The 17,285-nt window shown below is 70.6% G+C and carries 17 protein-coding genes and 2 pseudogenes; 13 read left to right on the forward strand and 6 right to left on the reverse strand.

Annotation, left to right across the window (positions count from 1 at the left end):
* The first annotated feature begins 34 nt into the window (after positions 1–34).
* Positions 35–700: a TetR/AcrR family transcriptional regulator gene (locus ACZ5C2_RS00665; RefSeq protein WP_468785036.1), complete on the forward strand. Its 666-nt coding sequence runs from the start codon at positions 35–37 to the stop codon at positions 698–700.
* A 144-nt stretch (positions 701–844) separates the two neighbouring features.
* Here ACZ5C2_RS00665 and ACZ5C2_RS00670 read toward each other — a convergent pair.
* Positions 845–961 (reverse strand): annotated as a pseudogene (locus ACZ5C2_RS00670) (GntR family transcriptional regulator); the annotation flags it as partial.
* Positions 962–965: 4 nt separating this feature from the next.
* On the opposite strand from ACZ5C2_RS00670, the pseudogene ACZ5C2_RS00675 reads away from it, so the two are divergent.
* From ACZ5C2_RS00675 to ACZ5C2_RS00685, 3 genes and pseudogenes are all read left to right on the forward strand, one after another.
* Positions 966–1,118, forward strand: a pseudogene (locus tag ACZ5C2_RS00675) (ATP-binding protein); the annotation flags it as partial.
* A 100-nt stretch (positions 1,119–1,218) separates the two neighbouring features.
* Complete coding sequence (locus tag ACZ5C2_RS00680; RefSeq protein ID WP_468785038.1) at positions 1,219–1,977, forward strand: DUF6928 family protein; 759 nt, start codon at positions 1,219–1,221, stop codon at positions 1,975–1,977.
* A 27-nt stretch (positions 1,978–2,004) separates the two neighbouring features.
* Positions 2,005–2,415, forward strand: coding sequence for a PIN domain-containing protein (locus tag ACZ5C2_RS00685; RefSeq protein WP_468785746.1), 411 nt, complete (start codon positions 2,005–2,007; stop codon positions 2,413–2,415).
* 107 nt (positions 2,416–2,522) lie between these two features.
* Here ACZ5C2_RS00685 and ACZ5C2_RS00690 read toward each other — a convergent pair whose 3' ends face one another.
* Together ACZ5C2_RS00690 and ACZ5C2_RS00695 are read right to left on the reverse strand one after the other, a co-directional pair.
* Positions 2,523–3,101 carry an IS607 family transposase gene (locus ACZ5C2_RS00690; RefSeq protein WP_468785040.1) on the reverse strand — a complete coding sequence of 193 codons (579 nt, stop codon included), beginning with the start codon at positions 3,099–3,101 and terminating at the stop codon, positions 2,523–2,525.
* Positions 3,102–3,310: 209 nt separating this feature from the next.
* Positions 3,311–4,072: a phosphoglyceromutase gene (locus ACZ5C2_RS00695; protein WP_468785042.1), complete on the reverse strand. Its 762-nt coding sequence runs from the start codon at positions 4,070–4,072 to the stop codon at positions 3,311–3,313.
* 168 nt (positions 4,073–4,240) lie between these two features.
* Here ACZ5C2_RS00695 and ACZ5C2_RS00700 point away from each other — a divergent pair, with 168 nt between their 5' ends.
* On the forward strand, positions 4,241–5,506 hold the full coding sequence (locus ACZ5C2_RS00700) for an MDR family MFS transporter (protein WP_468785044.1): 1,266 nt from the start codon (positions 4,241–4,243) through the stop codon (positions 5,504–5,506).
* 54 nt (positions 5,507–5,560) lie between these two features.
* Here the strand turns inward: ACZ5C2_RS00700 and ACZ5C2_RS00705 are convergent, their stop codons facing one another.
* Together ACZ5C2_RS00705 and phoU are read right to left on the reverse strand one after the other, a co-directional pair.
* Positions 5,561–5,716, reverse strand: coding sequence for a hypothetical protein (locus ACZ5C2_RS00705; RefSeq protein ID WP_468785046.1), 156 nt, complete (start codon positions 5,714–5,716; stop codon positions 5,561–5,563).
* Between the two features lie 188 nt (positions 5,717–5,904).
* A complete protein-coding gene (gene phoU, locus ACZ5C2_RS00710) occupies positions 5,905–6,606 on the reverse strand; it encodes a phosphate signaling complex protein PhoU (protein ID WP_468785048.1) in 702 nt (233 codons plus the stop codon).
* A 199-nt stretch (positions 6,607–6,805) separates the two neighbouring features.
* Between phoU and phoR the strand changes: the two genes are divergently transcribed.
* A complete protein-coding gene (gene phoR / locus ACZ5C2_RS00715) occupies positions 6,806–8,098 on the forward strand; it encodes a two-component system sensor histidine kinase PhoR (RefSeq protein WP_468785050.1) in 1,293 nt (430 codons plus the stop codon).
* A complete protein-coding gene (gene phoP, locus ACZ5C2_RS00720) occupies positions 8,095–8,775 on the forward strand; it encodes a two-component system response regulator PhoP (protein WP_004929857.1) in 681 nt (226 codons plus the stop codon). The genes phoR and phoP overlap by 4 nt, the downstream gene beginning before the upstream one ends.
* Before the next feature lie 358 nt (positions 8,776–9,133).
* Here the strand turns inward: phoP and ACZ5C2_RS00725 are convergent, their stop codons facing one another.
* The gene (locus ACZ5C2_RS00725; protein ID WP_468785053.1) at positions 9,134–9,829 is read right to left on the reverse strand and encodes a copper chaperone PCu(A)C domain-containing protein; all 696 of its coding nucleotides are present in this window, start codon (positions 9,827–9,829) and stop codon (positions 9,134–9,136) included.
* A gap of 662 nt (positions 9,830–10,491) precedes the next feature.
* Between ACZ5C2_RS00725 and ACZ5C2_RS00730 the strand changes: the two genes are divergently transcribed.
* From ACZ5C2_RS00730 to ACZ5C2_RS00755, 6 genes are all read left to right on the forward strand, one after another.
* Entirely contained in the window at positions 10,492–10,974 is a 483-nt protein-coding gene (locus tag ACZ5C2_RS00730) for a CarD family transcriptional regulator (protein WP_006380568.1), read from the forward strand.
* 373 nt (positions 10,975–11,347) lie between these two features.
* Complete coding sequence (gene ispD / locus ACZ5C2_RS00735; protein ID WP_468785058.1) at positions 11,348–12,124, forward strand: 2-C-methyl-D-erythritol 4-phosphate cytidylyltransferase; 777 nt, start codon at positions 11,348–11,350, stop codon at positions 12,122–12,124.
* On the forward strand, positions 12,114–12,608 hold the full coding sequence (ispF, locus tag ACZ5C2_RS00740; RefSeq protein WP_468785060.1) for a 2-C-methyl-D-erythritol 2,4-cyclodiphosphate synthase: 495 nt from the start codon (positions 12,114–12,116) through the stop codon (positions 12,606–12,608). Before ispD ends, ispF begins: the two co-directional genes overlap by 11 nt.
* A 153-nt stretch (positions 12,609–12,761) precedes the next feature.
* The gene (gene cysS / locus ACZ5C2_RS00745) at positions 12,762–14,162 is read left to right on the forward strand and encodes a cysteine--tRNA ligase (RefSeq protein ID WP_468785062.1); all 1,401 of its coding nucleotides are present in this window, start codon (positions 12,762–12,764) and stop codon (positions 14,160–14,162) included.
* Between the two features lie 157 nt (positions 14,163–14,319).
* Positions 14,320–15,261 (forward strand): 23S rRNA (guanosine(2251)-2'-O)-methyltransferase RlmB, encoded by a 942-nt coding sequence (gene rlmB, locus ACZ5C2_RS00750; RefSeq protein ID WP_468785064.1) that lies wholly within the window; start codon positions 14,320–14,322, stop codon positions 15,259–15,261.
* A gap of 254 nt (positions 15,262–15,515) precedes the next feature.
* Positions 15,516–17,174 carry a DoxX family protein gene (locus tag ACZ5C2_RS00755; RefSeq protein ID WP_468785066.1) on the forward strand — a complete coding sequence of 553 codons (1,659 nt, stop codon included), beginning with the start codon at positions 15,516–15,518 and terminating at the stop codon, positions 17,172–17,174.
* Positions 17,175–17,285 lie beyond the last annotated feature (111 nt).

A 17,285-nucleotide genomic window follows, 5' to 3' on the forward strand; every position in this document is an offset into this window, starting at 1 on the left:
ACGTACCGGAGGTACCTAAGTTAGGCTGGCGATCGTGACGTTCCAGCGGGCGCGAACCGAAGAGCAGCGGGAGATCCGCCGACGGGCGATCCTCGACACGGCGTCGGCCATGCTCGACGAGATGCCCGTGGCCGCGGTCACCCTGAACGAACTCAGCCGCCGGGTAGGCCTGGCGAAACCGAACGTGCTGCGCTACTTCGAGTCCCGCGAGGCGGTGCTGCTGGAACTGCTGGACCGCTACCTGCGGGAGTGGCTGACGGAACTGGCGGCCGAGTTGGCCGCCGGCGTCGACGAGAACCTCCCCATGGCGGAGCGGTCGGCAGCGGTGGCCGAGATCCTCAGCCGCTCACTCTCCGACCGGGTGGCGCTGTGCGACCTCTTCGGCGCACAGGGCAGCGTCCTGGAGCGCAACGTCTCCGTCGAGGTCGTCTCGCGCTACAAGCGCGCCGCCCTGGACCGCCTCACGACCATGACCGCCCTGATCGGAAAGTACCTGCCGGAGCTGGGCGAGAACGCGACACAGTTCAGCCTGCACACCATGGTCCTGGCCGGCGCCCTGTCGGCGTACAGCACACCCCCGCCCGGCCTGCAGGCGGCCTACGAGGCCGAGCCCGACCTGGCCCGCTTCCACCTGGAACTGAAGGACAGCCTGAAGCTGGCCCTCACGGCAACCCTCCTGGGCGTGCTGCCCCGCCCCTGACCGCGCCCGCACACCCCGGCACGCCGTCAGCGGCTTCTGCGCCCATGGTGCGCAGCGACCGCCCTCAGCCCTGCTCGACGGTGGCGTGGAGGCTGCGCCGACGCCCGGCGGGCCCGCGACTCGGTGAGACCAGGACGTCAAGCGTCAGCCGGGGTCCGGCACGTTGGGCGGCGTGGCTTTCGGGTTCGCGTCGAAGTCGTACTCCAGGACGTACGAGGCGGCGTCCAGCGTCATCCCGTTGACCTCGACGGGGCGGCCCTGGGCCGTGACCAACGCGATTCTCTACGGGTCGTGCGACGGCGAGTGGGTCGTACGGGTCGAGTGGTTCCGAGACGGAAACTCGCTGTGCGTGGAGGTGCACAACCCGGGGTTCCCCGCGAGGGTGCGCCTCCGCCGACCGGACGCCGACGACGCTCACGCCGGCTGACCTGGGACGGCCCAGAGGCGGGCCGGCCGAGCCGCCTTGTCAGTGCGCGCGGCTAAGGTGCGCTCACCATCAGGCGTCACGGGGAGGGGCTTTGGGAGCCAAGACGGGATTGCTGGTGTACGCGGACGGCGACGTGCCGGGATTGCTGGGGCGTGTGGGGGCGGCGGACCTCGACCGGACGGTCACCATGATGCGGCGGCTCTACCCGGATCGGGAGATCAAGCAGTGCGAGGGCTCGAACCTTGGGGATGGCGTGTACCCACCGGAGGGGACGGTGTGCGCAGCGAGCTGGCCGGGCGTGGAGGTCATCGGTGATCAGGAAGTGATGATCGACGCCCCTTCCCACCTCCCGGAACACCTCGTGGAGGCAAGCGCCGGCCGACGGCTCGTCCTGCACGCCATGCACAGCGTCGTCGACTGGCTGGCGTTCGCCGTGTGGGAGGACGGGCGCCTCGTCCGTTCCCTGAGCCTGTCGCCGGACAGCGGAATCATCGAGAGCATCGGCGAGCCGCTTTCCTTCGAACTGCCCTACTGGGCCGGCGACCGCCCGGCGGACATCATCCCCTGGCCCGGCGAGGAGGAAGAGCCGTACGCTCTGCCCTTCCACCCCCTGGAACTGGGCGAGGACGCGCTGCGAGCGCTCTGCGGGTTCGTACAAGAGGGAATTCCCGAGCCCGACGACATCGACGCGGACGCCATCGAGCTGTACGGATTCCACGTGCGAGACGCATACGGGCCCGGTGTCGCCGAGCGGGAAGCGGAGCTGTGCAGAGTTGTGGAGGACATGGATCCGCCGCGCATCTACACACTGAGCCCTGACGGCTCACTGGTCGAGCGCGACGGCCTTTAGCGTCCTGCTTGGAGTCGGACCAACCCCCTGGCGGCCCTGGACTCGGCCCACCCGGAACACCGGGCGGCGAACGAGGCGATCATGGCAGCCGGCCTCCTGGTCATGTCCCCGCTCCTGATGGCCGAACTGGATCACGTCGCCACGCGCGAACTCGGCAGGGCGGCCGCCCTCGGTGCGGTTGATGACATCCGGCGCTGGATGAGCCGAGGGCGTGTCGTCATGCCGGAGATCACGGAGAGCCACCTGGGCGCCGCCCAGTCAGTCCGTGTCCGCTACCGTGACCTCGACCTCGACCTCGCCGACGCGGTCAACGTGGTGCTTGCCGCCGACTACGACACGGACGCGATCCTCACCCTCGACCGGCGTGACTTCCGGGCCGTACGTCCCTTGGGGCACCACAAGGCGTTTCGGGTACTCCCCGACGATCTCCCGCTCTGACGTGGCTCAACTCCTGGCGGAATCCTTCCACGAGGTTCAAGCCCCAGGAGAGCGGCGGCCTCTTGGTGTCCGTGCACGACGGGCCGCGGAGCTGCTTCTTCTTCGGCTCACTCACCGGCGGCAGCCGCCTCAAGAGCCTTGCGGGCGCGACTCTTCGCCGAGCGGCGCCCGTAGAGGCGGGCACAGAACGACGTCAGCACCTCCACCATGTCCCGGACCAAGTCGTCTTCGACCTCGCCGTCATCCAGGACAACGAGACGGCGCCCGGAGGCAGACAGGGCAGCTTCGACAAGTTCGACGTTCATCCGGCCGAGGCGGTCTTTATGCTCGACCACGACTGTGGTCACGGCGGGGTCTGCCAGCAGCCGCGTCGCCTTCGACCGGCAGCCGTTCATGCCCGACGCGATCTCGGACTCAATACGGACGACCTTGTGACCGGCCTTCGCCGCCCACGCCGACAACCGGGCGGTCTGCCGCTCCAGGTCCGGCCTTTGATCATGGGAGGAGACGCGGGCATACAAGCCCACGCCACCAATCACGGTGGGTGAGGTGTTCGCGTCGATGTTCACCAGGATCGTGCGAGGCCCCACGCGTTCCGCAGGGACCGGCAACGTGCCCTCACGGAACCAGCGGTACGCCGTGCGGGGCGCAATGCCCTGTGCGCGCGCCCATTCCGTCAGGTTCATGCGCAAGATTGCACATCACTCACGGCGCCTAAAAGACACCCATGGACACTTATTCGGGAGCTGTTCACGACCCCTGTGAGGTGGTCGAGACGTCACCCGGTGCGTACGAGTGGCGACGTGACCGCCACTCCTGACGGCCAGAGACGGCCCCAGGACGGCAAAGCCCCCTACTCGCGAGAAGTCGCGCGTAGGGGGCTCATGGCGTCGGGCTACTTCTTCTTGCCCTGGTTCTTGACCGCCTCGATCGCGGCCGCTGCCGCGTCCGGGTCGAGGTACTTGCCGCCGGGGGTGACCGGCTTGAAGTCGGAGTCGAGCTCGTAGTACAGCGGGATGCCCGTGGGGATGTTCAGGCCCGCGATGTCGGCGTCCGAGATGCCGTCGAGGTGCTTGACCAGCGCGCGCAGGCTGTTGCCGTGGGCGGCGACGAGGACCGTGCGGCCGGTGAGGAGGTCGGGGACGATCGAGTCGAACCAGTACGGGAGCATGCGGACGACGACGTCCTTGAGGCACTCCGTCTGCGGGCGCACCTCCGGCGGGAGGGTCGCGTAGCGCGGGTCGGGGAACTGGGAGTACTCGGCGTCGTTGGAGAGCGCCGGCGGCGGGGTGTCGTAGGAGCGGCGCCAGAGCATGAACTGCTCCTCGCCGAACTCCGCGAGGGTCTGCGCCTTGTCCTTGCCCTGGAGGGCGCCGTAGTGACGCTCGTTCAGGCGCCAGCTGCGGTTCACCGGGATCCACAGGCGGTCGGCGGACTCCAGTGCGAGCTGCGCGGTGCGGATCGCGCGCTTCTGGAGGGACGTGTGGAGCACGTCGGGGAGCAGACCGGCGTCCTTGAGCAGCTCGCCGCCGCGCGTCGCCTCCTTCTCGCCCTTCGGGGTGAGGTTGACGTCCACCCAGCCGGTGAACAGGTTCTTCTCGTTCCACTCGCTCTCGCCGTGGCGGAGGAGGATCAGCTTGTACGGTGCGTCGGCCATGTGCCCGAGCGTAATAGACGCCCCGCGAGGGCCGTGCGCCCTGCCCGCTTGGCGGACGGTTGACGGGATCTGTTAATCGAGTGGTCGCCCGGACTCCCCTCTCCGTACGGTGTTCGTAAGTTGCGCTGGCCGCTTCAGCCGCTTACATCTGTTTCCACGGGGGGTTCCATGTCAGGCGTCGGACTGAGACGTGCCGTGCGCGAGTCCGTCTCGGGGCTGCCCCGTGAGTTCTGGTGGCTGTGGACCAGCACCCTCGTCAACCGGCTCGGTGCCTTCGTCGCCACCTTCATGGCGCTCTACCTGACGCTGGACCGCGGGTACTCCGCCTCCTACGCCGGTCTCGTCGCCGCACTGCACGGGCTGGGCGGGGTCATCTCGTCACTGGGCGCGGGGGTGATGACCGACCGGCTGGGGCGGCGGCCCACGCTGCTCGTCTCCCAGACCGCCACCGCGCTGACCGTAGCGCTGCTCGGCTTCATGCGGGACCCGGTCGCCATCGCGGCCGTCGCCTTCCTCGTCGGCATGGCCTCCAACGCCTCCCGGCCCGCCGTGCAGGCGATGATGGCGGACATCGTGCGGCCGGAGGACCGCATCCGGGCCTTCTCGCTCAACTACTGGGCCATCAACCTCGGCTTCGCGATCTCCTCCATGGGAGCCGGGTTCATCGCCGAGGTCAGCTATCTCGCCGGGTTCCTGATCGAGGGGGGCATGACGCTCGTCTGCGCCGTTCTCGTCTTCGTGAAGCTGCCCGAGTCCCGGCCCGCAAAGGATGCGCCGGACTCCTCCTCCGGGGAGAGCGCGTCCGTCTCCCTGGGGACCGTACTGCGTGACGGGCGGTACATGAGTGTCGTGGGGCTGTCCTTCCTCATCGCCCTTGTTTTCCAGCAGGGGTATCTGGGGCTGCCCATCGCCATGGGGGAGGCCGGGTTCACGCCCGCCGACTTCGGTATGGCCATCGCCGTCAACGGGGTGCTGATCGTCGTACTGCAGCTTCCCGTCACCCGGTTCATCCAGCACCGGGATCCGCGGCACCTGCTCGTCGCCTCGTCGCTGCTGGCGGGGTACGGGTTCGGGCTCACCGCGTTCGCCGGGTCGGTCGCTGTCTTCGCCCTCACCGTGTGCGTGTGGACGCTCGCCGAGATCGTCAACGCTCCGACCCAGACGGGGCTGGTCGTTCAGCTCTCCCCGGTGCACGGGCGTGGCCGCTACCAGGGGATGTACACCATGTCCTGGGCGGTCGCGTCCCTCGTCGCCCCGCTGATGTCCGGCTTCGTCATCGATCACTGGGGCGCGCGGTGGCTGTGGGGGATGTGCGCCGTCGTCGGTACGGTGGCCGGCCTCGGGTACGCGCTGCTGATGCGCGGACTGCCGGCGGAGGCGGCCGAAACGGTCGTCGGGAAGGCCGAGGCGGTGCCCGAGGTCAGTACGCCGTGAGGGGCGGTCCCGTGGGCCCCGGCGGGTGTGCCGGGCCCCACGGGACGTACGTCGTCAGCCGCACTGGCACGGGTTGCCCGACTGGCACCCGCACCCGCAGCCCGAGCCGCAGCCGCAGGCGGCGATCAGGGTGAGGCTTCTGACTTCGGCGGGCTGCTCGGTCTCGCGGTCCTGCGTGGGGTCGGGCGTCGTGCCGGGGGATTCGGCCATGGGTCCCTCCTCGGGGGCTGGGCCTGCGCACACCTCTCCCATGGGATGCCCGCCCCGATGGGCGCGTCAACGGCGCATTGGGGCTCGTACGCGCTCCGGCCGGCCCCGTGCACGCCCGCCCCGCGAGCCGTGCGAGGCCCCGTGGGCCCTGTGGGCCCTGTGAGCCGTGCGAGCCGTGCGAGCCGTGATCAGGCCCCCTCCGCCCCCGGCACCGTCTGGATCTCCGACTGGAGCTCGGCCTGGATCTCGTCCGCGTGCTCACCCGTGACCAGGTACACCACCCGCTTGGCGACCGACACCGCGTGATCGGCGAAGCGCTCGTAGTAGCGGCCGAGCAGCGTGACGTCCACCGCCGTCTCGATGCCGTGCTTCCAGCGGTCGTCCATCAGGTGCTGGAAGAGAGTCCGGTGGAGGAGGTCCATCGCGTCGTCGTCCTGCTCCAGCTGGAGCGCCAGGTCCACGTCCTTGGTGATGATCACCTCGGCCGCCTTCGCCATCAGGCGCTGCGCGAGCTGTCCCATCTCCAGGATCGTCGCGTGCAGATCGTGCGGAACCCCGCGCTCCGGGTAACGCAGCCGTGCGAGCTTCGCCACGTGCTGGGCGAGGTCGCCGGAGCGCTCCAGGTCGGCCGACATCCGCAGCGAGGTGACGACGATGCGCAGGTCGGTCGCCACCGGCTGCTGGCGCGCCAGCAGGGCGATGGCCCGTGCCTCCAGTTCGTGCTGGAGCCCGTCGACCTTCTTGTCGGCCTCGATCACGCTCTCCGCCAGCTTCAGATCGGCGTCCAGGATGGCGGTCGTGGCGCGCCCGATCGCCGACCCGACCAGCCTGGCCATCTCCACCAGACCGTCGCCGATCGAATCCAGTTCCTCGTGGTACGCGTCCCGCATCAGGGTTCCTCTCGTACGTCTGTCCGGGCTTCAGGGGCCCGGGCTCCTGCCCACGCTCCCACGTTCCGTCCCCTACGCGTCCGGTTCCGTCACCCCAAATGAACCATCCCTGGCTCCAAGGTGAACTCTGGGCGACGAGTGTTCGAGCTCGCCCTCCGACGGCTGTGGGCACCGGCCGCGTCATGCCTAACCTGGGTGCATGGACGTGAACGCGGCGGTCGCCGCAGTGGCTGCGATCGCCGGAGTGCTCACCGGCGTCATCGCCATGCTGGCGTTCCGCGTCAGCGAGCGCGAACAAAGGCGCCCCACGCGCTCCTCCCTGCACACCGACCCGGTGCTTCCGCCGGGAGTGGACACCGTGCTGTCCGTACTGCGCTCGTCCGCCGTCGTCCTGGACGAGGCCGACGGTGTCGTCAAGGCCAGCTCCGCCGCGTACGCACTCGGTCTGGTCCGCGGCGGCAAGCTCGCCGTGGAGCCCATGCTGAAGATGGCCCGCGACACCCGGCGCGACGGCGAAATACGCCAGGTCGAGCTGGACCTGCCCCGCCGGGGCACCGGGCGCGGCGAGGCCCTCGCGGTCTCCGCGCGGGTGGCGCCGCTCGGCTCCCGGCTCGTCCTGCTGCTGGTCGAGGACCTCACGGAGGCCCGCCGCATCGAGGCCGTACGACGCGACTTCGTCGCGAATGTCAGCCATGAGCTCAAGACCCCCGTCGGGGCGCTCTCCCTGCTCTCCGAGGCCGTGATGGACGCCTCCGAGGACCCCGAGGCCGTGGAGCGCTTCGCCGGACGGATGCAGATCGAGGCCACCCGGCTGACCAACCTGGTGCAGGAACTCATTGACCTCTCCCGGGTGCAGAACGATGATCCGCTGGAGGACGCCGAGCCCGTCCGCGTCGACGAACTGGTCGCCGAGGCCATCGACCGCTGCCGGCACCAGGCGGGGATGAAGGAAATCACCATGGCCGCGGGAGGCGCCGACGACTTGCGCATATGGGGCAACCGCGGCCAGCTCGCCGCCGCGCTCGGCAATCTCGTCGAGAACGCGGTCAACTACTCACCCGCCCGCACCCGCGTGGGCATCGCGGCGCGTACGGTCGTCCAGCCGGGCGGGGACCTGATCGAGATTGCCGTGACCGACCAGGGCATCGGTATCTCCGAGAAGGACAAGGAGCGCGTCTTTGAACGTTTCTACCGTGTCGACCCCGCTCGCTCCCGTGCCACCGGCGGTACGGGACTGGGCCTCGCGATCGTGAAGCACGTGGCCGCCTCGCACGGCGGGGAAGTCACCGTGTGGAGCGCCGAGGGCCAGGGCTCCACCTTCACCCTGCGGCTGCCGGAGGCCCGTGCGGCCCGTGACCGCGCCCACCAGATGTCCCACCGGGACGACACCGAAGGCCTCGAGGACGAGGCCGGACGGCCGTCCCACTCATCCCCCCACTCTTCCGATCCATCCGCGTACGAAACGCTTCCCTCCCCGGAGGTCCTTCCGTGACCCGAGTGCTCGTCGTCGAGGACGAGGAGTCCTTCTCCGACGCCCTGTCGTACATGCTCCGCAAGGAGGGCTTCGAGGTCGCCGTCGCGACCACCGGGCCCGACGGACTCGACGAGTTCGAGCGCAACGGCGCCGACCTCGTACTGCTCGACCTGATGCTGCCCGGGCTGCCGGGCACCGAAGTCTGCCGCCAGCTGCGCGGCCGTTCCAACGTCCCCGTCATCATGGTGACCGCCAAGGACAGCGAGATCGACAAGGTGGTCGGGCTGGAAATAGGCGCCGACGACTACGTGACCAAACCGTTCTCCTCGCGCGAGCTGGTCGCCCGTATCCGCGCGGTGCTGCGCCGGCGCGGTGAGCCCGAGGAGGTGACGCCCGCGGCGCTGGAGGCCGGGCCGGTTCGGATGGACGTGGACCGGCACGTGGTCACCGTGGGCGGCACCAAGGTCGATCTGCCGCTGAAGGAGTTCGACCTGCTGGAGATGCTGCTGCGCAATGCCGGGCGGGTGCTGACCCGGATGCAGCTCATCGACCGGGTGTGGGGGGCCGACTACGTCGGTGACACCAAGACGCTGGATGTGCACGTCAAGCGGTTGCGCGCGAAGATCGAGCCGGATCCGGGTGCGCCGCGGTATCTGGTGACGGTACGAGGGCTGGGGTACAAGTTCGAGCCGTAGACCGTAGACCGTAGACCGCAGACCGCAGACGGTAGGACGGGTGCGGCCGTGCGCTGGTTGGTGCCGGGCACGGCGGCGACGCTCCGAACAGGGCGCAGACCGTGGTCCGCGTAGGCGGGGTGTGTGCCGTGGTGGGGGCTGGGCGGGAGTTGCGCGGCCCAGCCGCACGGGTGTCTCCCCGCATTCTCGGCTGCGCTCGAACGGGAGGCACCTCGCAGCCCCACCCGTGCCGTCCCGGGGGTGCCTCCCGAACCCTCGGGGCACTGGGGAGAGGCGATGGCCCGCAGCTACCGAGGCGCCCACATCGCGTAAGGGCGGACCCCCGCGGGGGTCCGCCCTTACGCGATGTGGGGTGTGCTCAGTGGCCGGCCGACTGGCTGGCCGAGGCGGCGTCGGTCGGGGTGCTCGTCGCCGAGGCGTCGCCGGCGGCGCCGGAGGTCTCCGTGTCGCCCGGGGTGCCGGTGGCCTCGTCCGTGCTGCCGTCGGCGGGCTCGCCGGAGGATTCGGCCGACGGCTCCGTCGAGGCGCCCGGTGCGGCCGGGATCTCGCTCGGGCCCCAGCTCTCGTAGTTGCCCTCGGCCGGGTAGACGAGCGCGCGCAGGCCCACCTCGCCGGTCTTGCTGAAGGTGAAGGTGACCTGCTGCGCGTTGCCGTCCCGGACGGCCTCGCGGCTGCTGGGCAGGACGGCGGAGGCGTTGCCCTCGCCGCCGAGGATCAGACGGCCGCCGGCCGGGACGGTGAGGCTGCCGCCCTCGGCGGGGGACAGCTCGGCGGTCTTGCCGGTGCCGGGGATGGCGACCGACTCCAGCGTCTGGTCGGTGCTGCCCTCGTTGAACAGCGTGGCGGCGACGACGGCGGGGCCGGTCGACTCCAGGTCGGGCTGGGTGATGACCATGGCGTTCTGGATCTTGATGTCGCCCACGGTCGTGGCCGCGTTGTCCGGCTGGATCTGGAGCGACTGGGCGTTGTGGCCGGCCGCGCACGCGGAGAGCGAGGCGATCGAGAACGCGATGACGGCGGCGGCGAGGGCGCCGCGTCGAAGGCTGCTGCTCACGGCGGCGGCAACTCCTTGACTTGAGCGTTTGGCGACCGGGTGAAGCCGCCCTAAGTGTCTGTCAGCGGCCTCAGGTTACCGAGCCGTTCCGGTGGCGTCGCACCCGACCCTCCCCGAGAGGGCGGGGTTAGCCCAGGAAGCGGTGTGCGTGCGGAGGGCGTCACTCGATCACCGGTCGTATCCCGGCGGTCCCGTCCGGTCCCGTGACCCCCCAGTGATTCGTGAGTTAACACCTGCCACTTCCGCCTCGCAGTACGCGCGAGTACCGCCGCATTCGAGTGATCGCCTATTTCCCGTGAAGGAATGAGCGGGCGGCCAGGGAATTGATCACCGGCCGCCGATCCTCACACCGTGTGATCAATTCAGGATTCGGCCGGAACCCGGCCGAGCTCATCGAACGGAGTAGCGGAACTCGGGCGCACCGAACCGGACATATGGGGATGTTCGTCCGCCTGCGCGGGGTCGCGGGAGCGTGTGACGTGCGCGATTCGCTTGCGCCGGAGAGCCGCTCCGACCTGCGAATACCTGCTTCCGCTAGGCGGTCGCAGCACGTTCCTGATGCAGTTGTCAAGCCCCGAGAATGGCCCTGACCTGCGAAAACGCCATTCAGAAGACGCCGTATCCGTGTTACCCTGGATAGCCACGGAAGGGGTACCTGTCACATGACGTTCAAGGTTGGCGACACCGTGGTCTATCCCCATCACGGGGCCGCGCTGATCGAGGCTATCGAAACTCGCCAGATCAAAGGCGTGGACAAGACCTACTTGGTGCTGAAGGTCGCCCAGGGTGACCTGACGGTACGTGTGCCAGCGGACAATGCGGAGTTCGTCGGCGTACGTGATGTGGTCGGTCAGGAAGGGCTGGACCGGGTCTTCGAGGTGCTGCGCGCACCGTATGCGGAGGAGCCCACGAACTGGTCCCGTCGTTACAAGGCAAATCTCGAGAAGCTCGCATCGGGCGATGTCATCAAGGTCGCGGAAGTCGTGCGTGACCTGTGGCGTCGTGAGCGCGAGCGCGGACTCTCCGCAGGTGAGAAGCGCATGCTCGCCAAGGCGCGTCAGATTCTGGTCAGCGAACTCGCCCTCGCTGAGAACACCAACGAGGACAAGGCCGAGGCCCTGCTCGACGAGGTTCTCGCCTCCTGAGGCCTCCTGAGCCGCAGTTTCGTTCGCTCACATACTCGGCGCTCGGCGGAGCGCAGCAGTAAGCGGAGCAGCGATGCGAAGCCGCGCTCAGCACATCGAAATGCCGCGGTGCCCGATGACGTCATGGATGTCGCCGGGCGCTGCGGCATGTTCGTACCCCGACACCGTACGTACGCTGCTCCTGCGCCGTGGTGTGGAATGTGTCATCACCCACATTCCCGCCCCTGGCGTGCCGGGCCCGGGCGGTCGGCTCGACCAGAGTCACGGAAGGGGCTGGTCAAGGCGGCACGCCCGGCATTCCCCCGCTCCGGGAGCAGGGGGTACGCCCAGGCCATACCCACGTAGGCCGAGCACACAAACCTGACAGGAACCGATGTCTGCCGATCCGCTCCCTCCGCCCTCGCCCACCCCCGCGTCCGGCCGTACGACCATCCGCACGGCGGCCGTGATTCCGGCCGCCGGCCGCGGTGTGCGCCTCGGTCCGGGCGCCCCGAAGGCGCTCCGCGCGCTGGGCGGTACGCCGATGCTCATCCACGCGATCCGCGCGATGGCCGACTCCCGTGCCGTCTCCCTGGTCGTCGTCGTGGCCCCGCCCGACGGCGCCGCCGAGGTCAGGACGCTGCTCGACGCGCACGCGCTGCCCGACCGCACCGACTTCCTCGTCGTCCCCGGTGGTGAGAGCCGCCAGGAGTCCGTGAAACTCGGACTGGACGCGCTGCCGCCCGGCTACGACATCGTCCTGGTGCACGACGCGGCCCGCCCGCTCGTCCCCGTGGACACCGTCGACGCCGTCGTCGAGGCGGTACGCGACGGAGCACCCGCCGTCGTCCCCGTGCTGCCGCTCGCCGACACCGTCAAGCAGGTCGAGCCCGCCACCGCCCCCGGCGAGCCGGAACCCGTGGTCGCCACGCCCGACCGGTCCCTGCTGCGGGCGGTGCAGACCCCACAGGGCTTCGACCGGGACACCCTGGTGCGTGCCCACGCGACGGTGACCGACAACGTCACCGACGACGCGAGCATGGTCGAACAGCTCGGCCTCACCGTCGTCACCGTCCCCGGGCACGAGGAGGCCTTCAAGGTCACCCGCCCCCTCGACCTGGTCCTCGCCGAGGCGGTCCTGGCACGCAGGAGGCTGAACGATGGCTTCTGAGCCGTACCCGCTGCCCCAGGTCGGCATCGGCACCGACATCCACGCCTTCGAGGACGGCCGCGAGCTGTGGTGCGCCGGCCTGAAATGGGAGGGCGAGGGCCCCGGCCTCGCCGGTCACTCCGACGCGGACGTCGTCGCCCACGCCGCCTGCAACGCCCTCTTCTCCGCCGCCGGCCTGGGCGACCTGGGACAGCACTTCGGCACCGGCCGCCCCGAGTGGTCCGGCGCGTCGGGCGTCACCCTGCTGACGGAGGCCGCGCGCATCGTCCGGGAAGCCGGCTTCCGCGTCGGCAACATCGCCGTACAGGTCGTCGGCCCCCGCCCGAAGATCGGCAAGCGCAGGCAGGAGGCACAGAAGCTCCTGTCGGAGGCGGCGGGCGCCCCGGTCTCGGTCTCGGGCGCCACAACGGACGGATTGGGTTTCCCGGGCAGGGGAGAGGGCCTCATGGCGGTGGCGACGGCGCTGGTCATACACGAGGGGTGAGCGGCCAGGCCCCAAGCGGCGCGGGCCTGTGTCGGCATGCGGCTCCGCCGCGCGGGCGCGACCAGCCCCCACCGGGCCGGCACCCGAGATCCGCCCGACCGCAAGGACGGCACCGTGCACCGCGCACCTTCCCGCGCCTACTACCCTGGTGTCGTGACCATTCGCCTGTACGACACCAGCGCCCGGCAGATCCGTGACTTCACCCCGCTCCAGCCGGGTTGTGTCTCGATCTACCTGTGTGGTGCCACCGTGCAGGCGGCACCACACATCGGGCACATCCGCTCGGGCCTGAACTTCGACATCATGCGCCGCTGGTTCGAGTACCGCGGTCTGGACGTGACGTTCATCCGCAACGTCACCGACATCGACGACAAGATCATCGCCAAGTCCGCCGAGCAGAACCGCCCCTGGTGGTCCATCGGCTACGCGAACGAGTGCGCCTTCACCGACGGCTACCGGGCCCTGGGCTGCCTGCCGCCGACCTACGAGCCCCGCGCCACCGGCCACATCACCGAGATGGTCGAGATGATGCGCGGCCTCATCGAGCGCGGGCACGCCTACGAGGCCGACGGCAACGTGTACTTCGCCGTCGCCTCGTTCCCCGAGTACCTCAGGCTGTCCAACCAGGAGCTCGACAACCTGCTCCAGCCGTCGGGCGAGGGTGAGACCGGCAAGCGGGACCCGCGCGACTTCGCCATGTGGAAGGCGGCCAAACCCGGCGAGCCGAGCTGGGAGACGCCGTGGGGCCGCGGCCGCCCCGGCTGGCATCTGGAGTGCTCGGCGATGGCGCACAAGTACCTCGGCAGCGCCTTCGACATCCACGGCGGCGGTCTCGACCTGATCTTCCCGCACCACGAGAACGAGATCGCCCAGGCCAAGGCCTACGGCGACGAGTTCGCCCGGTACTGGGTGCACAACGCCTGGGTCACCATGAGCGGCGAGAAGATGTCGAAGTCGCTCGGCAACTCGGTACTGGTCAGCGAGATGGTCAAGCGCTGGCGGCCCATCGTGCTGCGCTACTACCTCGGCACCCCGCACTACCGGTCGATGATCGAGTACAGCGAGGCGGCCCTGCGCGAGGCGGAGTCCGCCTTCGCGCGGATCGAGGGCTTCGTGCAGCGCGTTGTGGAGAAGGCCGGGGGCGTCGTCGAACCGGCCGACGAGGTGCCGCTCGCGTTCGCCGAGGCGATGGACGACGACCTCGGCGTCCCGCAGGCGCTCGCCGTCGTGCACACAACCGTCCGGCAGGGCAACAGCGCGCTGGCCGCCGACGACAAGGAAGCGGCGGTCGCCCGGCTCGCCGAGATCCGCGCCATGCTCGGAGTGCTCGGCCTCGACCCGCTGGACCCGCACTGGGCCGGCGAGAGCGACCGCGGGGAGGACCTGCACGGCGCGGTCGACACCCTGGTCCGCATGGTCCTCGACCAGCGCGAGGCCGCGCGGGCGCGCAAGGACTGGCCCACCGCGGACGCCATCCGCGACCAGCTCGGCCAGTCCGGTCTGGTGATCGAGGACAGCCCGCAGGGGCCGCGCTGGAGCCTCGGCCCGCGCTGAGGGCCGGGCGCCGTCGGCCCCGGCACCTGAAGATCGACTGTGCCGTCCGGGCCTCCGGGCGGCACACTTCATAGGCACACCTCACAGACGTACGCACAGAAGCAGAAGCAGAAGCAGTAAGCAGTACCACCCACGACTTCACGGAGACGGATACCTCATGGCCGCGAACAACCGCCGCATGTCCGGCAAGAAGGGCGCGCAGGTCGGCAGTGGCGGCCAGCGACGCCGGGGCCTGGAAGGCAAGGGGCCGACGCCGCCCGCCGAGATGCGCAAGGGGCACGCCAAGCAGCGCGCCGCCCAGTCGAAGGTGCGCCGCGCCCAGGGCCGCACCCCGCAGCGGCGCGGCGGGGGCCGCTCGGCCTCCGAGCTCGTCGTCGGCCGCAACCCGGTCGTCGAGGCGCTGCGCGAGGGTGTGCCCGCGTCCACGCTGTATGTCCAGCAGTTCATCGACAACGACGAGCGGGTGCGCGAGGCGCTCCAGCTCGCGGCCGAGCGCGGCGGCATCAACCTCATGGAGGCGCCGCGTCCCGAGCTCGACCGGATGACCAACGGACTGAACCACCAGGGTCTGGTCCTCCAGGTGCCGCCCTATGAGTACGCGCACCCCGAGGACCTCGTCGCGGGCGCCCACGACGAGGGCCGGGACCCGTTGATCGTCGCCCTCGACGGGGTCACCGACCCGCGCAACCTCGGCGCGGTCGTCCGCTCCGTCTCCGCCTTCGGCGGCCACGGCGTCGTCGTGCCCGAGCGGCGGGCCGCGGGGATGACCGCCGGGGCATGGAAGACGTCCGCGGGGGCGGCCGCCCGTACGCCCGTCGCCCGGGCCACCAACCTCACGCGCGCGCTGGAGGCGTACAAGAAGGCCGGGATCGCGGTCGTCGGCCTGGCCGCCGACGGCGAGGCCGAGATCGGTGAGCTGGACGCGCTGAACGGCCCGGTCGTCATCGTCGTCGGCAGCGAGGGCAAGGGACTGTCCCGGCTCGTCGGCGAAACGTGCGACCACCGGGTGCGGATCCCGATGCCGGGAGGCGCCGAGTCGCTGAACGCCGGTGTGGCGGCGGGCATCGTGCTGTACGAGGCGGCGCGCCGGCGGGGCTGACGCCGGGGGCGGCGGAGCACGCCGGCCGGGGCCGCAGCCGTGTGACGCCGCGCGGTGTGCGAGGGGCGGCAGACGGGGTGTGCCCGGTGTGCCGACGGGGTCGTTGCCGGGTGAGGCGGCGCGCCGGCGGGTCTGAACGGGCGTTCGACCATGTCACCCGCATGGAGGATTCCGGGGGGTCCGGACCGGCTTGACGCGGTCCGGACACTTCTGGCGGGTCGAGGCAGTGTCCTAACGCCCCGGCACTCGGTTAGATGAGTGTGGACACCAGAACACCCCGCACACCCACGGGGGACCGCTCGTCGGGACTCGACGACGCTCCCGCGCTGAGCATGGTGAAGGTGCCGAGCGATCCGGCGCAGGTCATCGTCAATCACGCCAGCTTCCGCGTTCAGCTGGGCGTCTCGGCGCGGCGCGCATCGTCGCCGCGGATCGCACGGCACGCAAGTGCCGCCGAGGACACCGCCCGCATTCCCGTCGTCACCAGCATGGGCACGGCGGTACCGGCCGCCGCCCGCCGCCGTCCCGTTGTCTGGAGCGGCCGGTCCGCCCCCGACGACACCGGCGCCCACCGACTGCTCCAGGCCGTGCGGCAGCACGAAGGCGTCCGCCACGCCGACGACCTGTTCACCGACACCGGAGCCACCCAGGTCCTGCCCCACACGGGCACCGGGTACGACTACGGCGACGGCCCGGACACCCAGCCCCTCGCAACCCCGTTCGTCGGCGCCCAGCGCCGCCCCGGCGACGGGCCCCTGCTGCCCCCGATGCGCACCGTCGGCAGCGCCTACGACGAACCCGCCCACGACCACGCCCACGGCACCCCGGACCACGACGAACCCGCCCACGACGACGAGTTCGAGAGCACCGGCCGACACGGCAGGCGGCACGGCGACGACCCGGGCCGGCACGCCTACTACCCCGGCCGCCGGATGAACCTCGGCATGGTCCTGCTCCCGCTGCGCGTCTTCCTCGGCGGCATCTCGATCTACGCCGGGATGAGCAAGCTCTGCGACCCGCTCTACTTCGAGGGCGGCACGCGCGGCTCCATGGTCACGTGGCTGCACACCCTGCATCCCTGGGAAGCCGCCGAGCCACTGCGCCAGTTCGCCCTCGAACACCCCATCGGCTCCGGACTGGCCATCGCCTTCGCCCAGGTCGTCGTCGGTGTCCTGACCATCCTCGGCTGCTGGCAGCGGGCGGCAGCCGTCATCGGGGCGACGCTCTCGGCGGCGCTGCTGGTCACCGTCAGCTGGAAGAGCGTCCCTGCCTACGAGACGCCCGACATCATCTACCTCGCCGCCTGGTCGCCGCTGATCATCGCGGGCGCCCCCGTCTACTCCGTCGACGGCCGCCTCGCGGGGGCGGCCTGGCGCCGGCTCGGTCCCCGCGCGGACATCTGGGACCTGCGTGGCTACGTCCTGCGGCGCGGCGTTCTCATCACCTTCGTGGTGTGCGGGCTGACCATGCTCGTCGGCTCACTGCTCGGCAGCGCGGTCCGCGACGCCGACCGGGTGGTCGTTCCCGGGCCCGGTGAGGCCCCGCGCAACGAGCTTCCGGGGTCACCACTGCCCGAGAAGTCCGGCGAACGGCAGAAGGAGAAGCGGACCCCGTCCGCCCCCACCTCGCCCACCCAGGGCGCCACTTCGGGCGCGGCGAGCCCGTCCGCCGGGACCACCGCCCCCGGGGCGACCCAGGGCGCCGGCTCCGCCACCGGCGCGCCCAGCCAGACCCGGGGCAGCACCGGGCAGGCCTCGCCCCAGCAGACCTCCCCGGCAGGACAGGCCCCGAGCACCACCTCCGGCCCGACCTCGGGCGGCGGCGGTGCCTCCGGCGGCAGCGACGGCACCCCGCGTGGGGGCCACGGCGGCTCCTCCGGGGAGCCGGGGCTGGTGGGCGGCCTGCTCGGGTGACGCCCCCTGCGCCCACGACAACGGGGTCCCGCACGTTCCGTCCGTGCGGGACCCCGTTGTCGTACGCGGGTGACGTCGCGTCGTATGGGGGTGACGTCGTCCCACGCCGGT

Source organism: Streptomyces sp. NPDC031365 (assembly GCF_055569765.1).